Genomic DNA, 20,685 nt, shown 5'->3' with positions numbered 1-20,685 from the left:
TTCTCGTCATCGCGCTCAGCGCTCATATCAGATTACGGCAACAAACTTGCCAAATATCCAACTATTTCATTTAACGCCAGGCCTTGTACTGATTGATCAATCCGTTGGTCGAACTATCATGACTTTCCACTTCTCCTTCAGCTTTCAGCTCAGGAAGAATCTTATTGGCCAACTGCTTACCCAATTCTACTCCCCATTGATCAAAACTAAAGACATTCCAAATAATGCCTTGCACAAAAATCTTGTGTTCATAGAAAGCAATCAATGTGCCTAATGTCTCTGGTGTCACCTTTTTCACCAAAAAAGAATTTGTCGGTCTATTTCCTTCAAACACTTTAAAATTCTTTAACCGCTCAATTTCAGGTTCCGACTTTCCTTGCTCCGTGAGCTCAGCAATCACTTCACCTTCGGATTTACCGTTCATTAAGGCTTCCGTTTGCGCAAAGAAATTAGAAAGCAAAAGTTGATGATGGTTTCCAATCGGATTATGTGAAACTGCAGGTGCAATAAAATCGCAAGGGATTAGCTTCGTCCCTTGATGGATCAATTGATAAAAAGCATGTTGACCATTCGTGCCAGGTTCACCCCAAATTATGGGACCTGTTTCATAATCAACACGATTACCATTCCGATCTACATATTTACCATTGCTCTCCATATCTCCCTGTTGGAAATACGCCGCAAAACGATGTAAATACTGGTCATATGGTAGGATAGCGTGACTTTCCGCATCAAAGAAATTGTTATACCAAACCCCCAACATAGCTAAGATCACAGGGATATTATCTTCAAAGCTCGCCGTCTTAAAGTGATTATCCGCGGCGTGGGCGCCAGCTAATAATTTTTCAAAATTATCAAATCCAATGGCCAAAGCAATAGAAAGACCGATGGCCGACCATAACGAATAACGTCCGCCAACCCAATCCCAAAACTCAAACATATTAGCGGTATCGATCCCGAAAGCTGCTACACCTTTTTCATTCGTGCTTAAAGCCGCAAAGTGTTTAGCAACATCCCCCGCCGCAGCTCCTGCTTTCAAAAACCAGGCCTTTGCCGACTCTGCGTTCGCCATTGTCTCCTGTGTAGTGAATGTTTTGGAAGCCACCAAGAAAAGTGTTGTTTCTGGATTTAAAGGCTTAAGTGTTTCGGCAATATGTGTGCCATCCACATTCGACACAAAGTGGACATTCAATCGCGTGCGGTATGCTTTTAAAGCCTCTGTCACCATGACTGGCCCTAAATCGGAACCTCCAATGCCAATATTTACAACATCGGTAATTTCTTTTCCTGTAAAGCCTTTCCAGTCACCACCAATTACACGGGCACTAAAATTTTTCATACGTGCCAAAACCGCCCGTACTTGCGGCATTACATCAGTCCCATCAACTTCCACAGGTGTAGACGAAAGATTACGTAATGCGGTATGTAGCACCTCACGTCCTTCCGTCTCATTAATCTTTTCTCCCTTAAACATCGCATCAATTGCTTGTTCCAATTCGCACTCCCGTGCTAACTGCATCAACAGTGCGAGTGTCTCATCGGTTATTCTATTCTTTGAATAATCCAATAAAATATCATTAAAAAGGACGGAAAACTTATTGTAACGTTCTGGATCTTGTGCAAAAAAATCCTTGATACTATACACATTAACGTTGATAAAATGGTCCGTTAAATATCGGTAGGCTTGGGTCGTTGTAAAATCTATTCTGGGCAACATCTCTATTTCTTTTATTAAACCAAACTTAATTAATTTTACCGAGAAAAACGGTGTAAAAATCGAGTTTTTAGGTGCAGGAGAAAGGTTTGTTTTTTCGCCTATTTACCGCTACTTTTGAATCATGACCAAAGAACACATTCAAGACTTGAGGGATCGTGTAACATCCCTGAGGAGGCATCTTTGACATCGATGCCAAAAAAGAAGAAATAGCCAAAGAAACAGCCATCACACTGGAACCGACTTTTTGGGACGCTCCAAAAGAAGCCGAAAAAGTCTTACATGCGATCAAGAATAAAAAAGTATGGACGGACCAGTTCGATGAGGTAAACAGTACGATTGAAGACACCATTGTACTGTACGAGTTTTTCCAAAGTGGAGATGCGACAGAAAAAGAACTCGAAGAGCAACACAATTTAGCGTTAAGTCAGATTGAAGAACTCGAGTTTAAAAATATGCTCAGTGCGGAGGAAGATCAATTAGATGCCATCCTGCAGATTACAGCTGGTGCTGGCGGCACCGAATCCTGTGATTGGGCAGCTATGTTGATGCGGATGTACATTATGTGGGGAGAGAAACATGGATGTAAGGTCACTGAACAAGATTACCAAGAGGGTGATGTTGCTGGAATAAAAACAGTAACGCTACAGTTTTCAGGAAATTTTGCCTACGGTTATTTAAAAGGAGAAAATGGCGTGCACCGTTTAGTACGGATCTCCCCTTTCGACTCTAATGCCAAGCGACATACTTCCTTTGCCTCGGTGTATGTGTACCCTTTAGTAGATGATAATATTGAGATTGATGTTAAAGACTCAGAGATAGAGTGGGACACTTTCCGCTCGGGCGGTGCAGGTGGACAAAATGTTAATAAGGTGGAAACTGCCGTGCGCTTACACCACAAACCAACAGGTATTATTATTAAAAACCAGGAAACACGATCACAGCTCCAAAACAAAGAAAATGCACTTCGATTACTGAAGTCACAACTTTATGAAATAGAGATGCGTAAAAGACAAGAAGCTACTGCTGCTATTGAAGGGTCTAAGAAAAAGATTGAATGGGGTTCACAGATTCGCAACTATGTATTGCACCCATACAAACTAATAAAGGATTTACGTACCAATGTAGAGACCTCTAATACGCAAGCGGTTTTAGATGGCGATTTAGATGACTTCCTTAAAGCCTACCTTATGGAATTTGGAGGCTAACCAAAGCACTCTATAAAACAAAAGGGAGAACAATTGTTCTCCCTTTTGTTTTAAAAAGCATTCTTCCACATCATGCTTTCGACCGGTCTAATGGTCTTATTGTTATATTTTGCATTTCCTTTACTATTGTACAGCGTTTCAATTTCACCTTCCACTACGAAATAAATTAGCTGTCCGATAGGCATACCGGTATAAACTCGTACAGGCTGCGCCACAGAAATTTCTAAGGTCCATGTATTACAAAAACCAACATCTCCTTTTCCTGCTGTAGCGTGGATATCAATCCCTAAACGCCCTGTACTCGACTTCCCCTCTAAGAAAGGAACATGCCCATGTGTCTCTGTATACTCTAACGTAACACCCAGGTACAATTTTCCAGGCTCCAACACAAAACCATCGGCTGGAATCTCAAAATGCTCAATCTCATTATGCTTTTTGGCATCTAATACAGCATCTTTATAGGTCGCCAAATATTTACCTAAGTGCACGTCATAGGAATTTGTACCCAAACACTTCCGATCAAATGGTTCAATGACAATTGAACCATTGTCTATCTCTTCTAAAATTCGCTTATCTGATAATATCATTTTTTTACTATTAGACCTAAAGTCCTTTACTGCTATCTTTAGACACAGCCCCCAAGGCTTACCGCAGATAATTCTTGTGTCTCTACTTACCCAACCGAATAAAATCAGCCATTACATTTAAGCTTTCATCTAACACAAAGTCAAAATCTACTTTTGGTTGTGGCTGCCCTTCCTTCCACAAAGGCAATCCTCTCAACTCCAACCCTTTGTTGATACGTGCTCTATTTTTCGCACGAACACGATCTCTCTCTTTCTGTAGTTCGACTTGATTCAGACTAATCTCCTCCACATTGTCCAGTTTCTTGAATTCTTCAATATCTTCTAACAAGTATTTGTACTCTGGGGATTTCTTCATTCGGGTTTCGTGTACCGCATTAAGCTTTTGTGTTACCGCAGTCAAATCAGCCACCCGTTTGTAATTTGTTGGCTTAATTTGATCCCATGGTAAAGCAGATGGTTCCGAACTCTCTCCAAATTTCTCCGCCGTATATTGCGTTGGGAAAGACACATCCGGGGATACCCCCTTATGTTGTGTACTACTTCCTGTAACACGGTAGAATTTACCCATCGTGATATTGATTTGTCCATATTCCGGAGCACCGTTCGGGGTATCTGGATCTTTATCTTCTCCTTTTGCTTTTAACAAAAGTTTATTCGTCGCACTAATAAAGCGCGACATTTCGATAGCCGACTGCACGGTACCCTTACCGTAAGACTGTGAACCCAAAACGATACCTCGACCATAATCCTGAATCGCGCCCGCGAAGATTTCAGAAGCCGAAGCCGAAAATCTGTTTATCATAACGCCAAACGGACCGTCCCATGCCACACCAGGTTCTTCATCGCTATCAACCTGTACTCGGTTACGCGTATCACGTACCTGCACAACAGGTCCTTTATCAATAAATAATCCAGTAAGCTCGATCGCCTCTTGCAAAGACCCTCCGCCATTTTGACGTAAGTCGAGTACCACCGCATCCACTTTCTCTTGCTTCAACGTATCTAAAATCAGACGCACATCTCGTGTCGTACTTTTGTAGTTAGGATCACGCGCGCGCAAGGCAGCAAAATCAATATAAAACTTAGGAAGTTTGATTAAACCAATTTTGTAGGTTTTCCCGTCTTCTCCTTTGATCATTTTAATTTCTTTCAATGCAGACTCCTCTTCAACCACAATCTTTTCGCGGTTCAACGAAACAATTTTCGGTTGCGCAGTAAGCTCCTGCCCGGCCGGAATAATCTTTAATCGAACCACGGTTCCTTTTGGACCTTTGATTTTTGCCACAGCAGCATCCAAGCGCCATCCGATGATATCATCAAACTCGCCATCTCCTTGCGCTACTGCAATAATTCTGTCGTCCACATTTAAGCTCTTGTCCTTAAAGGCGGGACCTCCAGCGATAACTTCTTTTATCGTTACCATCTCGTTCTCCATCTGCAAACGCGCGCCGATACCTTCAAATGTATTCGACATTCCCTCATTAAATGCTTGCGCAAAGGAAGGGTTATAATATGTCGTATGTGGGTCTACCGCATCCGTTAACGCTGTCATAATCAACTGAAAAGCATCATTAGAATTTGTTTTCTTAGCTTGAGAAATCAAGTTTTTATATCGCTTACGTAACGTCTCTTTATGCTTCTCCATGTCCACCGAATCTTTATCAGTCGTTGTTAAACGAAGATTCAAAAGGTCATACTTTACGCGTTTACGCCACTGATCTTTCAGTTCCTTATCCGTTTTAAAATAAGGTAGCTTCTCCCGATATGCGACATAATTCTCATTAACCGTAAAATCATGCTTCACATCCACTTGTGTTAACGCATACTCCATACACTGCAAATAGCGATCGGAATATACATTGAACATAAAGAATGGCGCAGACAGATCACCTTTACGGAAATCTTGGCTCACGGTATTTTTATATTTTTGGAACTGGTCAACATCTGATTGCAGGAGATAGTTGCGCCCCTGATCCATCGATTTCAACAAATTATCAAAGACAATAGCCGAAAGTGAGTCCGTCATTGGAACCTTCTTATAGCTATGATTCTCCAGTAGGTTGGCAACTTCACTCGCAATCACTTCGTGTTGCGCCGATGGTTTAAGCCCCAAATTCTCCTCATCTAAACTGACCCGTGGTTTTGACCCACACGCAATAATCGAAATCAAAGCAAGGCCAAAGACAAAATTCTTAAACATATATGTTAATTTATTAAAATGCATTTATTATACTTTTCTAAAAGCGCGTTCTTCTCCCACTTTGGAGACCCCAATATTTTCTACAAGTGGTTGATGGCGTTAAAAATACTGAAAAATGGAACATGAAAGTTATGTTGATAAAAATATTTGTAGGAAAAGATGCTTTTCGATTGAAATGTTACGTTGAGATAACTTTAGGAATTCGTCCGCCGCACTCTTCTTTTTGAATTTTCTTTCGAAGAATTAGATATTTTTCATTGATCTGCACATCAACTATTTGAGCGAATTCACTATCTTTAGGCGATGATTAGATTTAACCCCTGGTTAATAGTTTTTCACCTACTATTAGCTCCCTCCTTACTTTTTGCACAGCAAGAAGACAGCGTCTCTCACAAAGGATTAGCCATTGAGCTTCAAGGTGGTTTTGCCGGCTCTAAGGCCGTTCCCTTTTGGATGCGTTCCAATCAATATGGATCTGTACCGGTCGAAGGTGGGTCTGGAAGTATGATCCTTCGCGGCTTTAGAAATTACAAACATCCTGGTGAGTGGCAAGGAAGGCGCGCAAATGGAAATTCAAACTGGGATTGGGGCTACGGGTTAGAGGGACGCGTAAACCTCGGCAAGGAAACTCAAGCGCAGGTCATTGATGCGCATGTACGGGTACGGTTTGCTATGTTTGAAGCCAAGCTTGGTCGTAGCAAGGATGTAATGGGATTGAATGGTGACACCTTGCTGACCTCCGGAAATTTTGCCGTTTCCGGGAATGCACTTGGGGTACCTAAGTTCGAAATTAGCATTCCAGAGTATTACCGTATACCGTGGTTCGGGGGCCTTTTCTCTATTAAAGGAAATTTCGCAAATGGATATATGGGCAAGCATCCGGTTGACCCTTCTCTTTTCAAGAAACGTCCGACAGATAATCAACTACACACCCTTTTACATCAAAAATCATTATACGGTAGAATAGGCAAGTCCACCTGGAAACTCGCACTATATGGAGGGCTCAATCATCAAGCTCAATGGGGAAGCGAAGAAAAAGTATACGGAAGTTTGTATGACCTAAATTTCTTACAAACGCTAGCGTATGTCACTATTGGAAAGGCTTATGGTGGGCGAGGTTCGGGTATTCCTCGTTCTAAAATTGGGAATCATCAAGGATCTATTGACCTTGGGGCTTCATACAATTTAGGTAGCATTAGCTTGATGGCTTACAGACAAAATTTTTACGATGTAGGAGCCTTAGCTAACCTCGCAAACATCAAAGACGGCTTAAACGGCATCACGTTAACAAACAATAATTACCGAAAAACACAAAAAAATGTAGACTGGCACAAGTTCCTTGTTGAGTTCTTCTACTCGAAAGATCAAGCGGGTTATCCATGGTCTAAACCAACAAAATCTGGCGATGAAGATTATTATAATAATTACTACTATACGGAAGGTTGGTCCTATAAACAGGTCGGCTTGGGTAATCCACTGATTGTTCCCTCACATGCTGCTCGGGCAGGTCAGATTAGTTATCCCCGAGATTATTTCATTAGTAACCGGGTTGTTGCCGGACATATCGGGGTCTCATTTTTAGTGTACAATACGACCATAATTAGTAAGATAACATACGCCAAGCATTATGGCACTTTTAGCACGAGTGAATGGGGAGGATCATTGGGAGAAATTCATCGACCTCCTACCTCAGGTATTTTTACACCCGTAAATCAGATGTCATTCCTTTTACAAGGAGAGAAATTTCTCTATAAAAACACGAAGGTCGGGACAAAAATAGCTATTGATCACGGTAAACTTCTTGATAACGGAGCTGGCGCCTTAGTGTATATCCGCCGACAATTTTAAGAAGGGGATAATAGTTGATGCTGACCCATAATCAATTCAGCATCAACTATTTTATTTGTAGTAATTCTTATACCAAGAAACAAACTCTCCTACACCTTTTCTAATATCTGTCGTTGATTGGTAACCCAATCCACTTAATTTATCAACATTAGCCCATGTGCGAGGAACGTCGCCAGGCTGCATCGGCAACATCACTTTTTCTGCCTCTTTTTCTAGTGCTATTTCTAAGGTTTCAACAAATTCTAAAAGATTTACAGGCGAGCCATTTCCTATATTTAAAATCTGGTAGCAATCATTTTCCTTTTTTGGATTCTCTAAAGCGATCACGATACCCGCAACGATATCGTCAATATAGGTAAAATCGCGACTCATGTCTCCTTGATTAAAAACCTTAATAGGATCGCCCTCCAAGATCGCTCGGCTAAACAGCATAGGCGCCATATCTGGTCTTCCCCAAGGCCCGTATACTGTAAAAAAACGTAAACCGGTCGTAGAAAACCTATATAAATGGCTGTAAGTATGTGCCATTAATTCATTTGCTTTCTTTGTCGCTGCATATAAACTAACTGGATTGTCTACTCTATCCGACTCAGAAAAAGGAACAACCTCGTTCTCACCGTAGACGGAAGAACTCGATGCATATACTAAATTATCAACCTTATGATGACGACAACATTCCAGAATATTTACAAAACCTACAATGTTACTGTCAATATATGCCATTGGATTTTCCAAGCTATAACGAACCCCTGCTTGTGCAGCCAAATTAATAACCGCGTCAAACTGATGTTTTTCAAACAGTAAAGGTAGGTTCTCTCGGTCCTCTAGATTCATTCGGATAAATGAAAAATTAGGGTATTGCAACGATACGGAGGTTTGTTCCCATTGTTCACTCTTCATTCTTTCAATTCCTAATTCCTCTAAGCGGTCATATTTCAAACCTACTTCATAGTAATCATTGATATTATCCAAACCTACGACATTGATTCCTTGATCAATTAATCGTTTACAAAGGTGAAAACCAATAAAGCCCGCTGCACCAGTAACCAAAATTTTCCGTGTACTCATCATACTTGTTCTGAAATAATTAACTTCCTTCGTTTTATCTATTCACCAATTGCGTAATATGTAAAACCCAATGTTTGCAATGTAGCACCATGTAACAGTTTTCTACCATCAAAAACAAATGCTGGTCTTTTCATATTTTGCTTAATTAAGGACCAGTCATAGGTCTTGAACTCATCCCATTCTGTCAAAACCGCCACTGCATGCACGCCACTTAATGCCTGGTAAGGGTTCGAAACCACAGTCAACAATGCTCGATTTTGCGCTGGTGGTCGTGAGCCCAAGCCATCCAGGTCTTTATAAATCTGTTCAGCGGTTACTTGTGGATCGTAAACAATAATATTTGCTTGTTCATCTAACAAATGATCAGCAACGTAAATAGCCGCCGATTCGCGTGTATCATTTGTATCTTTCTTAAATGCCCATCCTAAAAATGCGATCTGCTTGCCATTAACAGTATTATACATCGTATTTATAATTTTCTCCGCAAATCTAGTTTTCTGATGGTCGTTCAAAAGTACCACTTGTTCCCAATAATCAGCCACTTTATGCAGGTGATAAGAACGCGCTATATATACTAAATTCAAAATATCTTTTTGAAAACAAGAACCACCGAATCCAACGGATGCTTTCAAAAATTTAGACCCAATACGAGAGTCCTGACCAATGGCATGAGCAACCTCATCCACATTCGCCCCCGTCACTTCACATAATTCAGAAATCGCATTTATCGAAGATACACGCTGTGCTAAGAAAGCATTAGCTACAAGCTTAGACAATTCTGATGACCAAAGATTTGTTGTCAAGATCCGCTCTCTTGGTACCCAAGAAGCATATACTTGAACTAAGGCATTAATTGCTTCTGTATTTTCGCCTCCAATCAACACGCGATCTGGGGCGTGCAAATCTGCGATAGCGGTCCCCTCTGCTAAGAACTCGGGGTTAGACAGAATATGGAAATTCACGCCATTACCCGTATTATCCAAAATGCTCTTCAGTGTCTCTGCAGTACGAACAGGTAGCGTAGACTTCTCTACAACAATCTTGTCTGTCGTAGAAATCGCAGCAATCTGCCTTGCACAAAGTTCAATAAACTTTAAATCAGCGGCCTGTCCTTTTCCTTTTCCATACGTTTTCGTGGGTGTATTGACAGATATAAAAATCATATCAGCTTCCACAATAGCTCTTTCTACATCTGTAGAAAAGAAAAGGTTTCTTCCTCTTGCCTCCTCCACAACAGCTCCTAAACCGGGCTCATAAATAGGAAGTTTAGAAACATCCTGATTATTCCAAGCCGCTATACGCTCCGCATTGAGATCTACGACAGTTACCTGCAAATCGGGATTCTTTTGTGCAATAACTGACATCGTTGGCCCGCCAACGTAACCCGCTCCTATGCAGGCTATTTTTTTAACTTCCATTGGAATTTTCTTTTTGTGTATTAATCCTGTTTCACATTTCTTCCCCCACATGCAACATTGTTAATTAATGTGCAGTACTTGTGGATCATATCTTCATATTTAAAATTTCGCTCAAATAGTTCTAAACTCATTTCACTTCGACGGAGGTACTCAGGTTCGAACCTAAAAGGCAAGTTGTTAACAACAGATAATAAGTCCTCCCAATTATTAGCCACAAAAGCATTTTCATCGGGTTTTCCTATCTCTAAATTACCCCCAACATCATTTATAATCAAAGGCTTACCATCTCGAACACCTTCCATAAGAGAAATTGGCAGTCCCTCCTTCTTCGAGAACAGCATGATGTAATCGCTGTCCGAAATAACAGGTTCCATATTTTTCACAAAGCCCAAGAAATGAAAGTTAGAATCACCGGTTATTAAACTTCGTAATTCGCATTCTTTGGGCCCTGCTCCCGCAAATGTGATACAAACATTTTTCTTTAATTTACCTTTTAGAAACTTAACAACCTCTACTTGGCGTTTGACGTCATTAATACGAGCAGGATAAAGAATCTGTATAAAAGAGCTATCTATTTTTACAGCTCGTTGCATACTTGCTTTATCTCTAATCCCATTGTGAATCTTTGTTATATTATCCTTTGGGATATTAAAATACTCTACTAAGTTTTTTGTGACTTTATCAGAAATTGAAACTATATTCTTAGGAAGAAAGGTAACACATTTTAAGTTCTCATATATGTTATGAGAGACATAGATTAACCTTAGATTCAAGAAGAATAATTTATTCAAAATATGATAATAGGTTGCAAGTTTACGAGCATGTATCAAAACCACCGCATTCTTCAAGGAAAGCGGATTCACCAATTTGTGATACTCTCCTCTTTTAATACCATAATTCTCATCTATCTCTTCAAAACTGCACCGTCCCAAAACTTTTGCTTGATACCGTTTCTTTATACCATTGTGCACGTCCACCATAACCTTCTGGGCTCCACCAAATCGTTGCAAATTATCCCCAGCAGAAAAAACTCTCACATCTTCCATAAACAAATTAAATCAAGCATTTTTTATTTTTTCCCATCTCTCATAAGTAATTAATTACGAGATATTATTTTCAATCACTTTGTCTGTTTATTTTGAACATAATATTTCATAAAAATGATTAAAGACTGGTAGTTCGTTACAAAATATCTTTTAAAGAGTCGCCTAGGCTCCAGAGAAAGACGAAAAGCCCACTCCATCCCAATTTTTTGCAATAGCATCGGAGCTCGTCGATTACTTCCTGCGAGAAAATCAAATAAACCACCACAAGTTTTAATCACACCAACTTTAGTATCTCTCTTCAGCAGAGCCGAAACGTTCTCTTGTTTAGGTCTCCCTAAACCTACCCATACAAAATGAGGAGAACACTCGTTTATTTCATCAACAACCTGCTTCAACTGATTTTCATCAAAATATCCGTTTCTATATCCAACAATATTCAGTAAAGGATAAGCACGCTGAACATTCTGAATCGTCTTTTCTATCGTCTCTTGACTACCTCCCAGAAAATAATGTGTTTCTCCTGTTTCTTCACACAACTTCGCTACATCATGAAACCAGTCCGTAGTTGCGATTCGCTCCGGAAGGCTCGGTTTACATAAAAGCTTTGAAGCTTTAACGATAGACATGCCATCTGCGTGGACATAATCTGCATGGAGAAACAAGGGAGGAAAACTTGCATCATTGTGATATTTAGCCAAGCTTTCTCCGTTCAACGAGTACGATATTATACTCTTATATTCGCGCGATTTCTCTATAGCAAATTTCGCAAACTCGTCCCTTGTAGCACAAACCAACTTTATGTCACAAAAATCAATCGTTGAAATATCATTACTTTTCATATAAACTATTTTATTCTATTTTTTTAGATAATTCTAAAGGCCTTTTACTGATTTCTTACACTCAAGCTCTATTATTCAACAATTGCAAATAATTATAAATCATATCCTTATACTGAAACCTTTCTAGATAATGACTTCTGCTATTATGTGATAGCCTCATGTATTCATCTTTAGAAACATGCACTAAACCATTCAATGTGAAGGCTAACAAATCAAGTCTATCGTTTAACAAGAAGGCATTAACCCCCGGTATACCGATTTCTAAATTCCCTCCAACGTCATTCATTAGAAGTGGTTTTCCATGCATTAAACCCTCAATCAAACTCAACGACAATCCCTCTTGTAAGGAATAAAGCATAACATAGTCGTACGACATGATTAACCTATCCATATCCTCAATAAACCCTAAGCACTGAAATTGCTCGTCCCAACAGTTAGAGAGCAATGTTTCAAAATCCTCACCCACCCCAGCAAAGTGAATTTCAATTCGTTTATCTAAAGCTCCTCGTAGTGCATTTAATATTTGAACTTGTCTTTTACTATTATTTATACGCCCAGGATAGAGGATACGTATTTTATCTCCTTGATATGGTTCTTGAAATTCATTAGTCTCGAGACAATCCTTGATCCCATTATGAATAAGATTTATATCCATAATCGGAACCTTAAAATAGTTTTGAAGATTCTCTGTAACTTTATTCGAGATCGATACGATTTCTTTAGGGAAAAATGTCAGGTTCTTATGTGTCGTATAAACACTATGACTAACGTAAATAATTCTAGTATTTAAAAAAAACAGCTTCTTCATTGCTAGAAGGAAAGGCAACAAGTTTCTCGCATGCACTAAAACTGTTTTATTATTAAGTTGCAGAGGATTCCCAAAACGTATAAAGTCCGCTTCAGACAAAAAATATTGAGGATGTACAGTATCAAATGCCTGAAGGCTTAAAATTTTTGATGACAACTGTCCTTTAAGACCATGGTGAATATCCATCATGACTTTTTGAGCACCACCATAGCGACTAATATTTGTAACTATTGACAAAACTTCCATATAGCCTCTTATTTAAATATCTGTTCATATTTATCTGCACAAATACTCATCAAATACCTCTCCGTGTAACGACGCCTAACCTCTTCTCTATTTGTGTTTAATTTAAAACTCCTTTCTAATGCTTCAACATAGGAAGCCACTGTCAAATCTTTTGTTAAGATTCCCCACGTTTCATTAATAATAACATCTGGAATTCCGCCCACAGGTGTACAAATAGGGAAAGTGCCACATATACCAGCTTCTAGCAAGCTAATCGGTAAACCTTCCCATTTTGAGGAAAGACAAAAAAAGTCAGTCAGTAATAAGTAATCGCCAACATTATTTTTTGTTCCTAAGAAAAATACTGCATCTGTTGTAATTAGTTGATCCAGCTTTTCTTTCAGAATCATGTTATTTTCGTAATCGCCAATAATGAGTAATACAGCATCGTTTTCTTTAGCAAATTCATTAAACGACTGAATTAGAAGCTCATGATTCTTTTGCTCCATTAAGCGAGCAATATTGACATAAACTTTTGTTGCTGATGTTTTTTTATACCTCGCAATCTCACTAGCTGTTTCAGCAGCCAGATCACTTGCAGTTACATTTCTACACCCATTTTCTATTACCCCTTTACTTTTAAAGCCGAAAAGATTAATGAAAGATCTCTCACATAATTCGGATATCGTAACCGCTCCAACTTTTCTCTTGAAGAACCATTTTTTGAGGTACAGGTCTATAGAAGAATTAGTATCCCGATCAGCTACGTTATGAACCGTATAATAGAACTTAATATTGTTAAAGATGAGCACGGGGATAATGATATAGTTAAATGCAATCAGATGGGCATGCACAATATCCGGTCGTTCCTCTTTGATAATTCTTATGACCTCAAAAATTTGCTTCACTTTAGAAAACAGATCGAATTTGCCCGGGTAAGAAATTAATTTTACGCGAGACTCAACGTCTTTGTTATAAAAATCTGCATTCCGTTTATCTCTAAATTTTACCAGAGAAACCTGATTCTGTAAACTTAGTGCATTACTTAGATCAACGACAAATCTTTCCCCTCCTCCAGGTGCCAACGAATCAATTAGTTCCAGTATTTTCATATTTAGTCCTTACTTATTATAAAAATCTACATACTTCGCAGCAATATTACTCCACGACATGTCACCCGCTGAAATAAGGTTTGTGATATTTGCTGACATCTGTTCATTTAAATTGGAATCTATCCCTAGTAGGCATATGGCCTCTGATAATTTTTGAACACTATTAGCTTCTACAACCAATCCTGTCTTACCATCTTCAACCATTTCTGCTAACCCACCTACATCCGTAACGATAACCGGTTTTCTTAATGTATATGAAGTCATTACCACGCCACTTTGGGTAGCCTCTATGTAAGGACATACGACAAACTTTGCACCATTCAAAAGGCTATACAACTCAGACATAGTAACATATCTATTTAGGAACGTAATGTATTCTAGCTTTTTATAATCCTCAATATCAAAATGAAAATCTCCGCCTCCAGCAATTACCAGCCTTAAGTGTGGTAAGCTTTCATGAACGATGGCCATGGCCTCCAGCAGTTTATCAATTCCTTTATATTTTGATATCCTACCAAAAAAAAGGACATACCCTTTGGAGAAGTCAAACTTGATATCCGATTCATACAACAATAGACAATCATAAGCCCCTAGTTTATTCGTAGATAATTGTTGATCAACCAATCCATACTTCCCCTGAAAATCATCCCTTTGTCTCTCATTTAGTAAAACAAATTTCTTGAGTGTACGAATACCAATATTTCGAAAAATATTCCTTCTAAAATCAGCTTCTCCAACATGAGGAAATGGATCATGAACAACCTGAACAATCTTATTCCTATAATAATAGAGCAGGCAGTCATAACTATCTAGAAAATCTGTTAAATGAATAACCTCCGGTGATATCTTATTAATTTTTTGAAAAAATTTCCATCGCAGTTTCAAACTATTCCATCCATACACCTTACTAACACGATTCAAAATGGTAACTTTATCTAGATTAATAAAATCTTTAAACCGCCCAAGCTGGGGATAAATTGTATAATCAAAGATCCCATCTACAGGATGTATCTTATCAAGATTAATCAAGGTAGAATTGAGTCGAGAACTTGTAATCTCGAGAAATAAATAGACATCGTACCCACGATCCTGTAAAGACTTAATTAAAGGTAAATCGCAATCTAAAAAATACACATGAGTGTAATAAACAATTCTCTTCATGATCAATATAGCATCATTTCACAATAATTTAGCTGTCAAAAGTTGACCGCATTTTAAACTCTTTTCTTATCCACTCTCTCCATAAACGCCAAACTTCCTACACACAACATCAGGAGCATAACTTCTTTAGAAAATGGCGCCCAACCAGAAAAGCCATAAATAAAGAATACAAATAAAAATCCTGAAAAAATCAAACGAACTAGCTGTCCACCTCTATGCTTAATATTCATTAATCGAGAAAGGACAAAGATGTTACCAAAGAAGAAAATGAGCCATAAAACAAGGCCAATAATCCCCATCTCGGCTAATACAATGACGTGGATATTATGAATCGGATTTGTTGTATAAAAATCCAAAATAGGCATATATGACAATGAACTTACATTGAGCACATTTGACATATAGTTTATATGCGAATTAATACCCACACCAATTAAGGGAGCCTTTTCAAAAATTAAAGTTCCAATAACAAAATGATTGAAACGATTATCAAATTGTTCATCTGTATCACTTGCGAAAAAGAGATCTCCTAAGGGCGTTGAATAGAGAATAATCATACCACAAGAGAGAATAACAGAAAATAGGAGTACATTTTTAAAGGTTAGTAAACGTCCACCACTAACGAAAATACTGTATATTAAACTCAGTCCAATTAATGTCGCGACAAATGAAGTTCGGGAATATGTAAAAAACAAAGCAAAAGAAGCGCATAACAAGCCAAGTAAAGCTTCATTCCTCCGATACTTCATCAGGTAACATGAAAAAAAGAATATCATACACAAACTGGAGAAAAGACCTAAATGGCCTGGATGTGAAAAGGTACCTATTGCTGACGCATAGCCCTCTCTTCTATTGGCATAATCAATCACTTCCTCTCCTTTAAAAAGCGTAGTTACAAATTCTAATCCGAGGAGTGGATAGCCAATAGCCAAAACGAACTGAACAATCGTTGATAATAAAAGTCCGTAAAAGAGTCCGCGGAAAAAATCAGTCTTGGACATATTGGAAAGAAACAATTTTAGAAGGAGAAAAAACTGTAGAAAAATAGAAAAAGGAACTACAATTGCCCATTTGTTTGGGTTATTGGGATTCACAATCGAAATCACACAAATGACAAGAAATGCGACAATCCAGAAATTAGATGTTTTAAATATCTTTTTGTCAAATCTTCGATAACCTAAAATAAAACACAAAAAGAAAAATACCATAGCCGTCTCGATCGAGATTGCGCTTCCAAATGCACCGAGAAACTGTTTTCTATAGTTTGCATCTTGATAGTTCACAAAATCGTAAAGATTACTGGTTATATTAAAAGGAATGGTCAGTACATACCCTGCAACCAAAATATAGTCATAGTTCTTGCCTTGGCTCAGCAGTTGCGTCCTTTTTATCAAGACACCGAGAATAATTATAAATAAAATTAGAATTTTAACCACAATATATTTATTAAGCCAAGAATAATTATCTACCTCAGACTAAACACCAAGTTTTTTCAAAAACAAATCAGAATTAATACGACTTTCCGCAATAACTTGATCAATTAAAGCCTCATTTACAACATAATCTATTTGGATATTTTGAAGGTCGTTGTGACCTTTGATAAGTCTATCACTCAATTGAAAACTAGACAATAACGAATCGAACCTCGTTAAACCTCTGCCTGAATTACCAATAACAACAAAAGGCTTCTTAAAAATCAAAGCAAACACACACCCGTGAAAAGAATCTGTCACTACATACTTACAGGTAGAAAAATATCTAACCCATTCACCTATTTCTATATACTTTTTCTTCCCTTCAGGACCAAACCCTGTGTAAACAGCATTTCCACGGTTACTCGCCACGACTTCGGATGTAATCTGAAATTTTTCTGCAGTAGGATCTAACAAGTAAACTAATACATCATTGTTACCTCCTTGTCGTTCGTAAGGCAAACTAAGATATTCTTCGACATCTATTAAAAAGGTCGGATCCAATATATGTTCAGCAGACACGTCGAACACCTCTTTACAAATTTCAACACCACTTGTTTCACGAACAGATATTCCAGAAAAAGTATCTAGCAATTTCTTTACATCCTCTTTAGAAGAATTAGCCTCCCACACATCCGTTCCAAAAGAAGCTGCATAAGATGCTTTTTTAATTCCTTTATCGAAGGCGAAATCAAAAAAATAATTCGTTAATCGATCACGTGTATAATTTGCCCTCCAAACCTGATCGCTCCCAACTAAAAGCAATTCTAAATTTTCCTTATCCAGTTTGTTAAATTCTTTATCCATACGGATGGAATCGGTAGCACACATAAATTGCTTCTCAAACATACTGAACTCTTTCACCTGCTTATTATCCTTGAGATCTCTCCAATAGCTATAGCCTAAGAACCATTTCAATTTGCTTATCAATGAATCGGTATATTTATTCGGCAATCTTTTAATAAACTTTACGTCATGCCCTCGTTTTTTTAGCACACTTTGTAGTGCGTAAGATTGCAGTATTCCTCCGTAGTTATTATTAAACGGCAATGTTAAAACACCTATTTTCATATTTTTTTTCAGCTATTACTTCTTCAATGATCCTGACTAACAGTTTCTACTTTAGTTTATGATGAATTTTTGTTAATACCTTTAAGACAAACAATGAAGGTTTCATTTTCTTATCAAAACGAATGATGCTTGGAGAATCTTCCCAAAACTTCAAACTATTTCTACGAACAACAAGTCGCTGCAATTGCACCATGGCGTAACTCAAGGAAATCTTTTTTGACTTCATTAATCGCAACTTAGGCAGCCGTTTTCCAAAACGTTTAAATACCTTAGCTCGAAAAGCAATACCATCTTGTCGGTGACGATAACTAGCCTGTTGTGATTTAACAATTAAGGTATGATCAACCTCGTCAAGATGTAGGAGTTCTTTTTGAAGACCTTCTCTAATTAAAGCCTCGGCGACAGCTGAGCGGGTTACAATCACACTGTTTCCAGCCCCATCCTCACGGTACCCGTCTAACCATGCGTCCCCTAAAGAAATATCTGCAAGTTCAGTCAAGACATCTGTACATAGATCACAAGCATGTGATTTAAATAAACCCGTCCCCCACATATCACCCACGGTCTTCATTTTTATAGTATGGTGCTTTCCCTGTTGATCAAAGGCTCCAAATGAATAATCAAGTGCCGTACTGGATAAATCCTTTATGCGATAATCCTGCCGACTATAGTCTCCATAGATTCCTGCTTTTTGAACTAGAAAATCAGTAAAGAATCGACTTTTCAATCCTCCACAAATTATTCCAACGAGGAAAGGAATTTTTTCTCGGAGATCTGGATTGTAATGTTGCTTTAATCGTATTGCTTTAATAAAACAAGCGACACCAGACACGGCTACCTTGCCATCTAAATCATTTATTTTCAAAAATAAGTCCGCCATAGTTACCGGAATGTATCTAGTTTTAGAAAAATTAGATACATCAACTTCATTGCTTATTAGCTGATACTGATACGTCCCCGCTACCTCTTGGACAACAAAAAGATGATCCACTATTTTTTGCTCCAATAGTTGTTGAAATATAAACGTCGCGAGTCCACCAGAAGAGGAAGTATTTCTAAAATTTTTGGCGTAACCGACAAAAGAGCTATAGAAGCGTCCAACTTTACCGTCATAATTTGGGGCTTCGCTAAGAAATATATCTGCAATCCTCTCTTCGTCTTCTATTTCTTCAGCAGGAGAAGAGTTAAATGGACAAACAAGTAGCATAGCTGCCTTATCCTTATCGGAAGGTTCTTGTTCAAAACTTGGCGTTAAAAAACCCGTATTACTCCAAGACATCTTCGCCTTAGCACTTTGACATTCAGACACACAGACACCACATCCGGTACAAAGTTCATTCTCAACTATAATGTTTAAAGGAATCATTTTATAGAAAATTGAAGTTTTGATCTAAAAAACTGAAATACAGTTTTGCGCTCCAAGGGATTTAGAACAACCAATATTATTATGAAAACAATAGCAATATCTAACAGCACGACATTGATCCCCCATATATAAATATTCTCAAAAGAAAGAAGAAAGTTCCCCAGAACTTTAACAAAACAAATCGTTGCAAGTACGCCAGCGGTCAATCGTGGTAAAATATCAAAAAAGAATCTTTCGACTTTTATACCCGTATTTCTCTTAAAAAAATACACTCTTAAGAAGAGAGCAATAAAAGAAATGCAAATACTTACATAAAATGTAATCTCAGGGAGTTCAAATAGTTTGAGTAAAATATACGAAACAGGTAAATTCAAAAGCATCAACAACCCCACACATATCTGGTAAGTTTTAATCTTATCAGAAGCCTGGATACCAATCATTAATGGCCCAGAAAGGGAGTCTAGAAGCATATTAATTAAACAAAGTCGAATAAACAAGGCTGCATAATGAGGCGGTGTTTTTAACCAAATAATTAGAATATCGTCGAGATAAAGTAAAATAGGAGCAACCAAACAGAGCATTACCGAGAATGAAATTTTAATTCCAATAAACACGAGCTGAGAGGTTCTACTTAAATCTTTTACAGCAAAGCTTTTCACAATCTGCGGGTTCAACGCCAATTGAAAATTATTAACAAATGAATTTATGGCATTCTGCACCTGCATCATAATAGCGTAAGACGCATTTACGGTAACACCGAAAACGAGATTGAGAAGAACGTTAATACCTTGCCCCTTTGCTGTTGAAGCTAGGTTTCCAAACAAGCTCCACCCAGAATATGACACCAATTTTCTAAATTGAAGTTTTTCGATAGGAAATTTTAACCTCACATCTCGTATTTTCAGTCGCGTGTACCCCCAATAAATCGCGGTAATTAGTACCGTGATTAGACAGATTGACAATGCATGCATTTTTAACTTATCTCCTTCTACTTTACTAATAATTAGAATAAACAGAAGTCGTAGTAGAGCCTCAAACACACTTAAAATTGCAAAAATATTCATTCGCTCATACGCAATTATTAATGCAGTAAAAGGCACCTGAAAGACTGTCAACATGCAGGAAATAATAGAAAACTGATAAACCCAATTAATTGTGTCTATCCTATTTGATGGTAGATTCAATTTATTGTTTACAAACCACAGACCAACGGTTTCAGCTAAAAGAAATACAATAAGTGCAATTCCAATATGGATCAATATTGAACAAGAAAAGACTTGATTTACCTGATTTTCGTCTCTTCGACCAATGTTAAATGAGAAGAATCGCTGTGTCGTTGCAGACATAGCAGCATTTAGAAAAGTAAACAATACTACGATACCACCTACAATATTAAAAATGCCAAAATCGACTACACCTAAAACCTCTAGCATGATACGAGAAGTATACAGTGAGATTCCCAATGTGACAAAAATACGAGAGGACAAAATCAATGTGTTTTTAACAATTTTGGCACTTCCGTCATTTCTTTGCTCGCTCATA

16 protein-coding genes are annotated in these 20,685 nt (G+C 38.0%); 2 read left to right on the top strand and 14 right to left on the bottom strand.

Features of this window, described 5'->3' with window-relative positions:
* Positions 1 to 70: 70 nt before the first annotated feature.
* Positions 71 to 1,717: a glucose-6-phosphate isomerase gene (gene pgi, locus E2P86_RS01155; protein ID WP_085474139.1), complete on the bottom strand. Its 1,647-nt coding sequence runs from the start codon at positions 1,715 to 1,717 to the stop codon at positions 71 to 73.
* A gap of 121 nt (positions 1,718 to 1,838) precedes the next feature.
* On the opposite strand from pgi, the gene prfB reads away from it, so the two are divergent.
* Positions 1,839 to 2,922 (top strand): peptide chain release factor 2 gene (prfB, locus tag E2P86_RS01150; RefSeq protein WP_134430222.1). Its coding sequence is split into 2 segments (ribosomal slippage): positions 1,839 to 1,898 and positions 1,900 to 2,922, totalling 1,083 coding nucleotides; the frame shifts between segments, so codons are not numbered across the junction.
* A gap of 50 nt (positions 2,923 to 2,972) precedes the next feature.
* Here prfB and dcd read toward each other — a convergent pair.
* Together dcd and E2P86_RS01140 are read right to left on the bottom strand one after the other, a co-directional pair.
* The gene (gene dcd / locus E2P86_RS01145; RefSeq protein ID WP_085474138.1) at positions 2,973 to 3,509 is read right to left on the bottom strand and encodes a dCTP deaminase; all 537 of its coding nucleotides are present in this window, start codon (positions 3,507 to 3,509) and stop codon (positions 2,973 to 2,975) included.
* Positions 3,510 to 3,591: 82 nt separating this feature from the next.
* Complete coding sequence (locus E2P86_RS01140) at positions 3,592 to 5,709, bottom strand: carboxy terminal-processing peptidase (RefSeq protein WP_234991292.1); 2,118 nt, start codon at positions 5,707 to 5,709, stop codon at positions 3,592 to 3,594.
* Positions 5,710 to 6,012: 303 nt separating this feature from the next.
* Between E2P86_RS01140 and E2P86_RS01135 the strand changes: the two genes are divergently transcribed.
* On the top strand, positions 6,013 to 7,557 hold the full coding sequence (locus tag E2P86_RS01135) for a capsule assembly Wzi family protein (protein WP_134430219.1): 1,545 nt from the start codon (positions 6,013 to 6,015) through the stop codon (positions 7,555 to 7,557).
* Between the two features lie 51 nt (positions 7,558 to 7,608).
* On the opposite strand, the gene E2P86_RS01130 is transcribed toward E2P86_RS01135, so the two are convergent.
* The 11 genes from E2P86_RS01130 to E2P86_RS01080 all read right to left on the bottom strand — a co-directional run bounded on the left by E2P86_RS01130 (position 7,609) and on the right by E2P86_RS01080 (position 20,684).
* Complete coding sequence (locus E2P86_RS01130; protein WP_240775548.1) at positions 7,609 to 8,628, bottom strand: NAD-dependent epimerase; 1,020 nt, start codon at positions 8,626 to 8,628, stop codon at positions 7,609 to 7,611.
* 35 nt (positions 8,629 to 8,663) lie between these two features.
* A complete protein-coding gene (locus E2P86_RS01125; RefSeq protein WP_134430216.1) occupies positions 8,664 to 10,043 on the bottom strand; it encodes a nucleotide sugar dehydrogenase in 1,380 nt (459 codons plus the stop codon).
* A 20-nt stretch (positions 10,044 to 10,063) separates the two neighbouring features.
* Complete coding sequence (locus tag E2P86_RS01120; protein ID WP_085474134.1) at positions 10,064 to 11,089, bottom strand: glycosyltransferase family 4 protein; 1,026 nt, start codon at positions 11,087 to 11,089, stop codon at positions 10,064 to 10,066.
* A 74-nt stretch (positions 11,090 to 11,163) separates the two neighbouring features.
* Positions 11,164 to 11,928 (bottom strand): WecB/TagA/CpsF family glycosyltransferase, encoded by a 765-nt coding sequence (locus tag E2P86_RS01115; protein ID WP_085474133.1) that lies wholly within the window; start codon positions 11,926 to 11,928, stop codon positions 11,164 to 11,166.
* Positions 11,929 to 11,989: 61 nt separating this feature from the next.
* The gene (locus E2P86_RS01110) at positions 11,990 to 12,982 is read right to left on the bottom strand and encodes a glycosyltransferase family 4 protein (RefSeq protein WP_085474132.1); all 993 of its coding nucleotides are present in this window, start codon (positions 12,980 to 12,982) and stop codon (positions 11,990 to 11,992) included.
* Between the two features lie 8 nt (positions 12,983 to 12,990).
* Positions 12,991 to 14,073: a glycosyltransferase gene (locus tag E2P86_RS01105; RefSeq protein WP_134430213.1), complete on the bottom strand. Its 1,083-nt coding sequence runs from the start codon at positions 14,071 to 14,073 to the stop codon at positions 12,991 to 12,993.
* Positions 14,074 to 14,082: 9 nt separating this feature from the next.
* On the bottom strand, positions 14,083 to 15,234 hold the full coding sequence (locus tag E2P86_RS01100) for a glycosyltransferase family 4 protein (protein ID WP_134430210.1): 1,152 nt from the start codon (positions 15,232 to 15,234) through the stop codon (positions 14,083 to 14,085).
* 53 nt (positions 15,235 to 15,287) lie between these two features.
* On the bottom strand, positions 15,288 to 16,670 hold the full coding sequence (locus tag E2P86_RS01095; RefSeq protein ID WP_134430207.1) for an O-antigen ligase family protein: 1,383 nt from the start codon (positions 16,668 to 16,670) through the stop codon (positions 15,288 to 15,290).
* Positions 16,671 to 16,709: 39 nt separating this feature from the next.
* A complete protein-coding gene (locus E2P86_RS01090) occupies positions 16,710 to 17,777 on the bottom strand; it encodes a polysaccharide pyruvyl transferase family protein (protein ID WP_085474128.1) in 1,068 nt (355 codons plus the stop codon).
* A 46-nt stretch (positions 17,778 to 17,823) separates the two neighbouring features.
* Positions 17,824 to 19,143, bottom strand: coding sequence for a Coenzyme F420 hydrogenase/dehydrogenase, beta subunit C-terminal domain (locus E2P86_RS01085; protein WP_134430204.1), 1,320 nt, complete (start codon positions 19,141 to 19,143; stop codon positions 17,824 to 17,826).
* Positions 19,140 to 20,684, bottom strand: coding sequence for a lipopolysaccharide biosynthesis protein (locus E2P86_RS01080; protein ID WP_134430201.1), 1,545 nt, complete (start codon positions 20,682 to 20,684; stop codon positions 19,140 to 19,142). Before E2P86_RS01080 ends, E2P86_RS01085 begins: the two co-directional genes overlap by 4 nt.
* Between the last annotated feature and the right edge of the window lies 1 nt (position 20,685).

Source organism: Sphingobacterium psychroaquaticum (assembly GCF_004421025.1).
GTDB lineage: Bacteria > Bacteroidota > Bacteroidia > Sphingobacteriales > Sphingobacteriaceae > Sphingobacterium > Sphingobacterium psychroaquaticum.
This window is presented reverse-complemented; position numbering and strand designations above follow the sequence as displayed.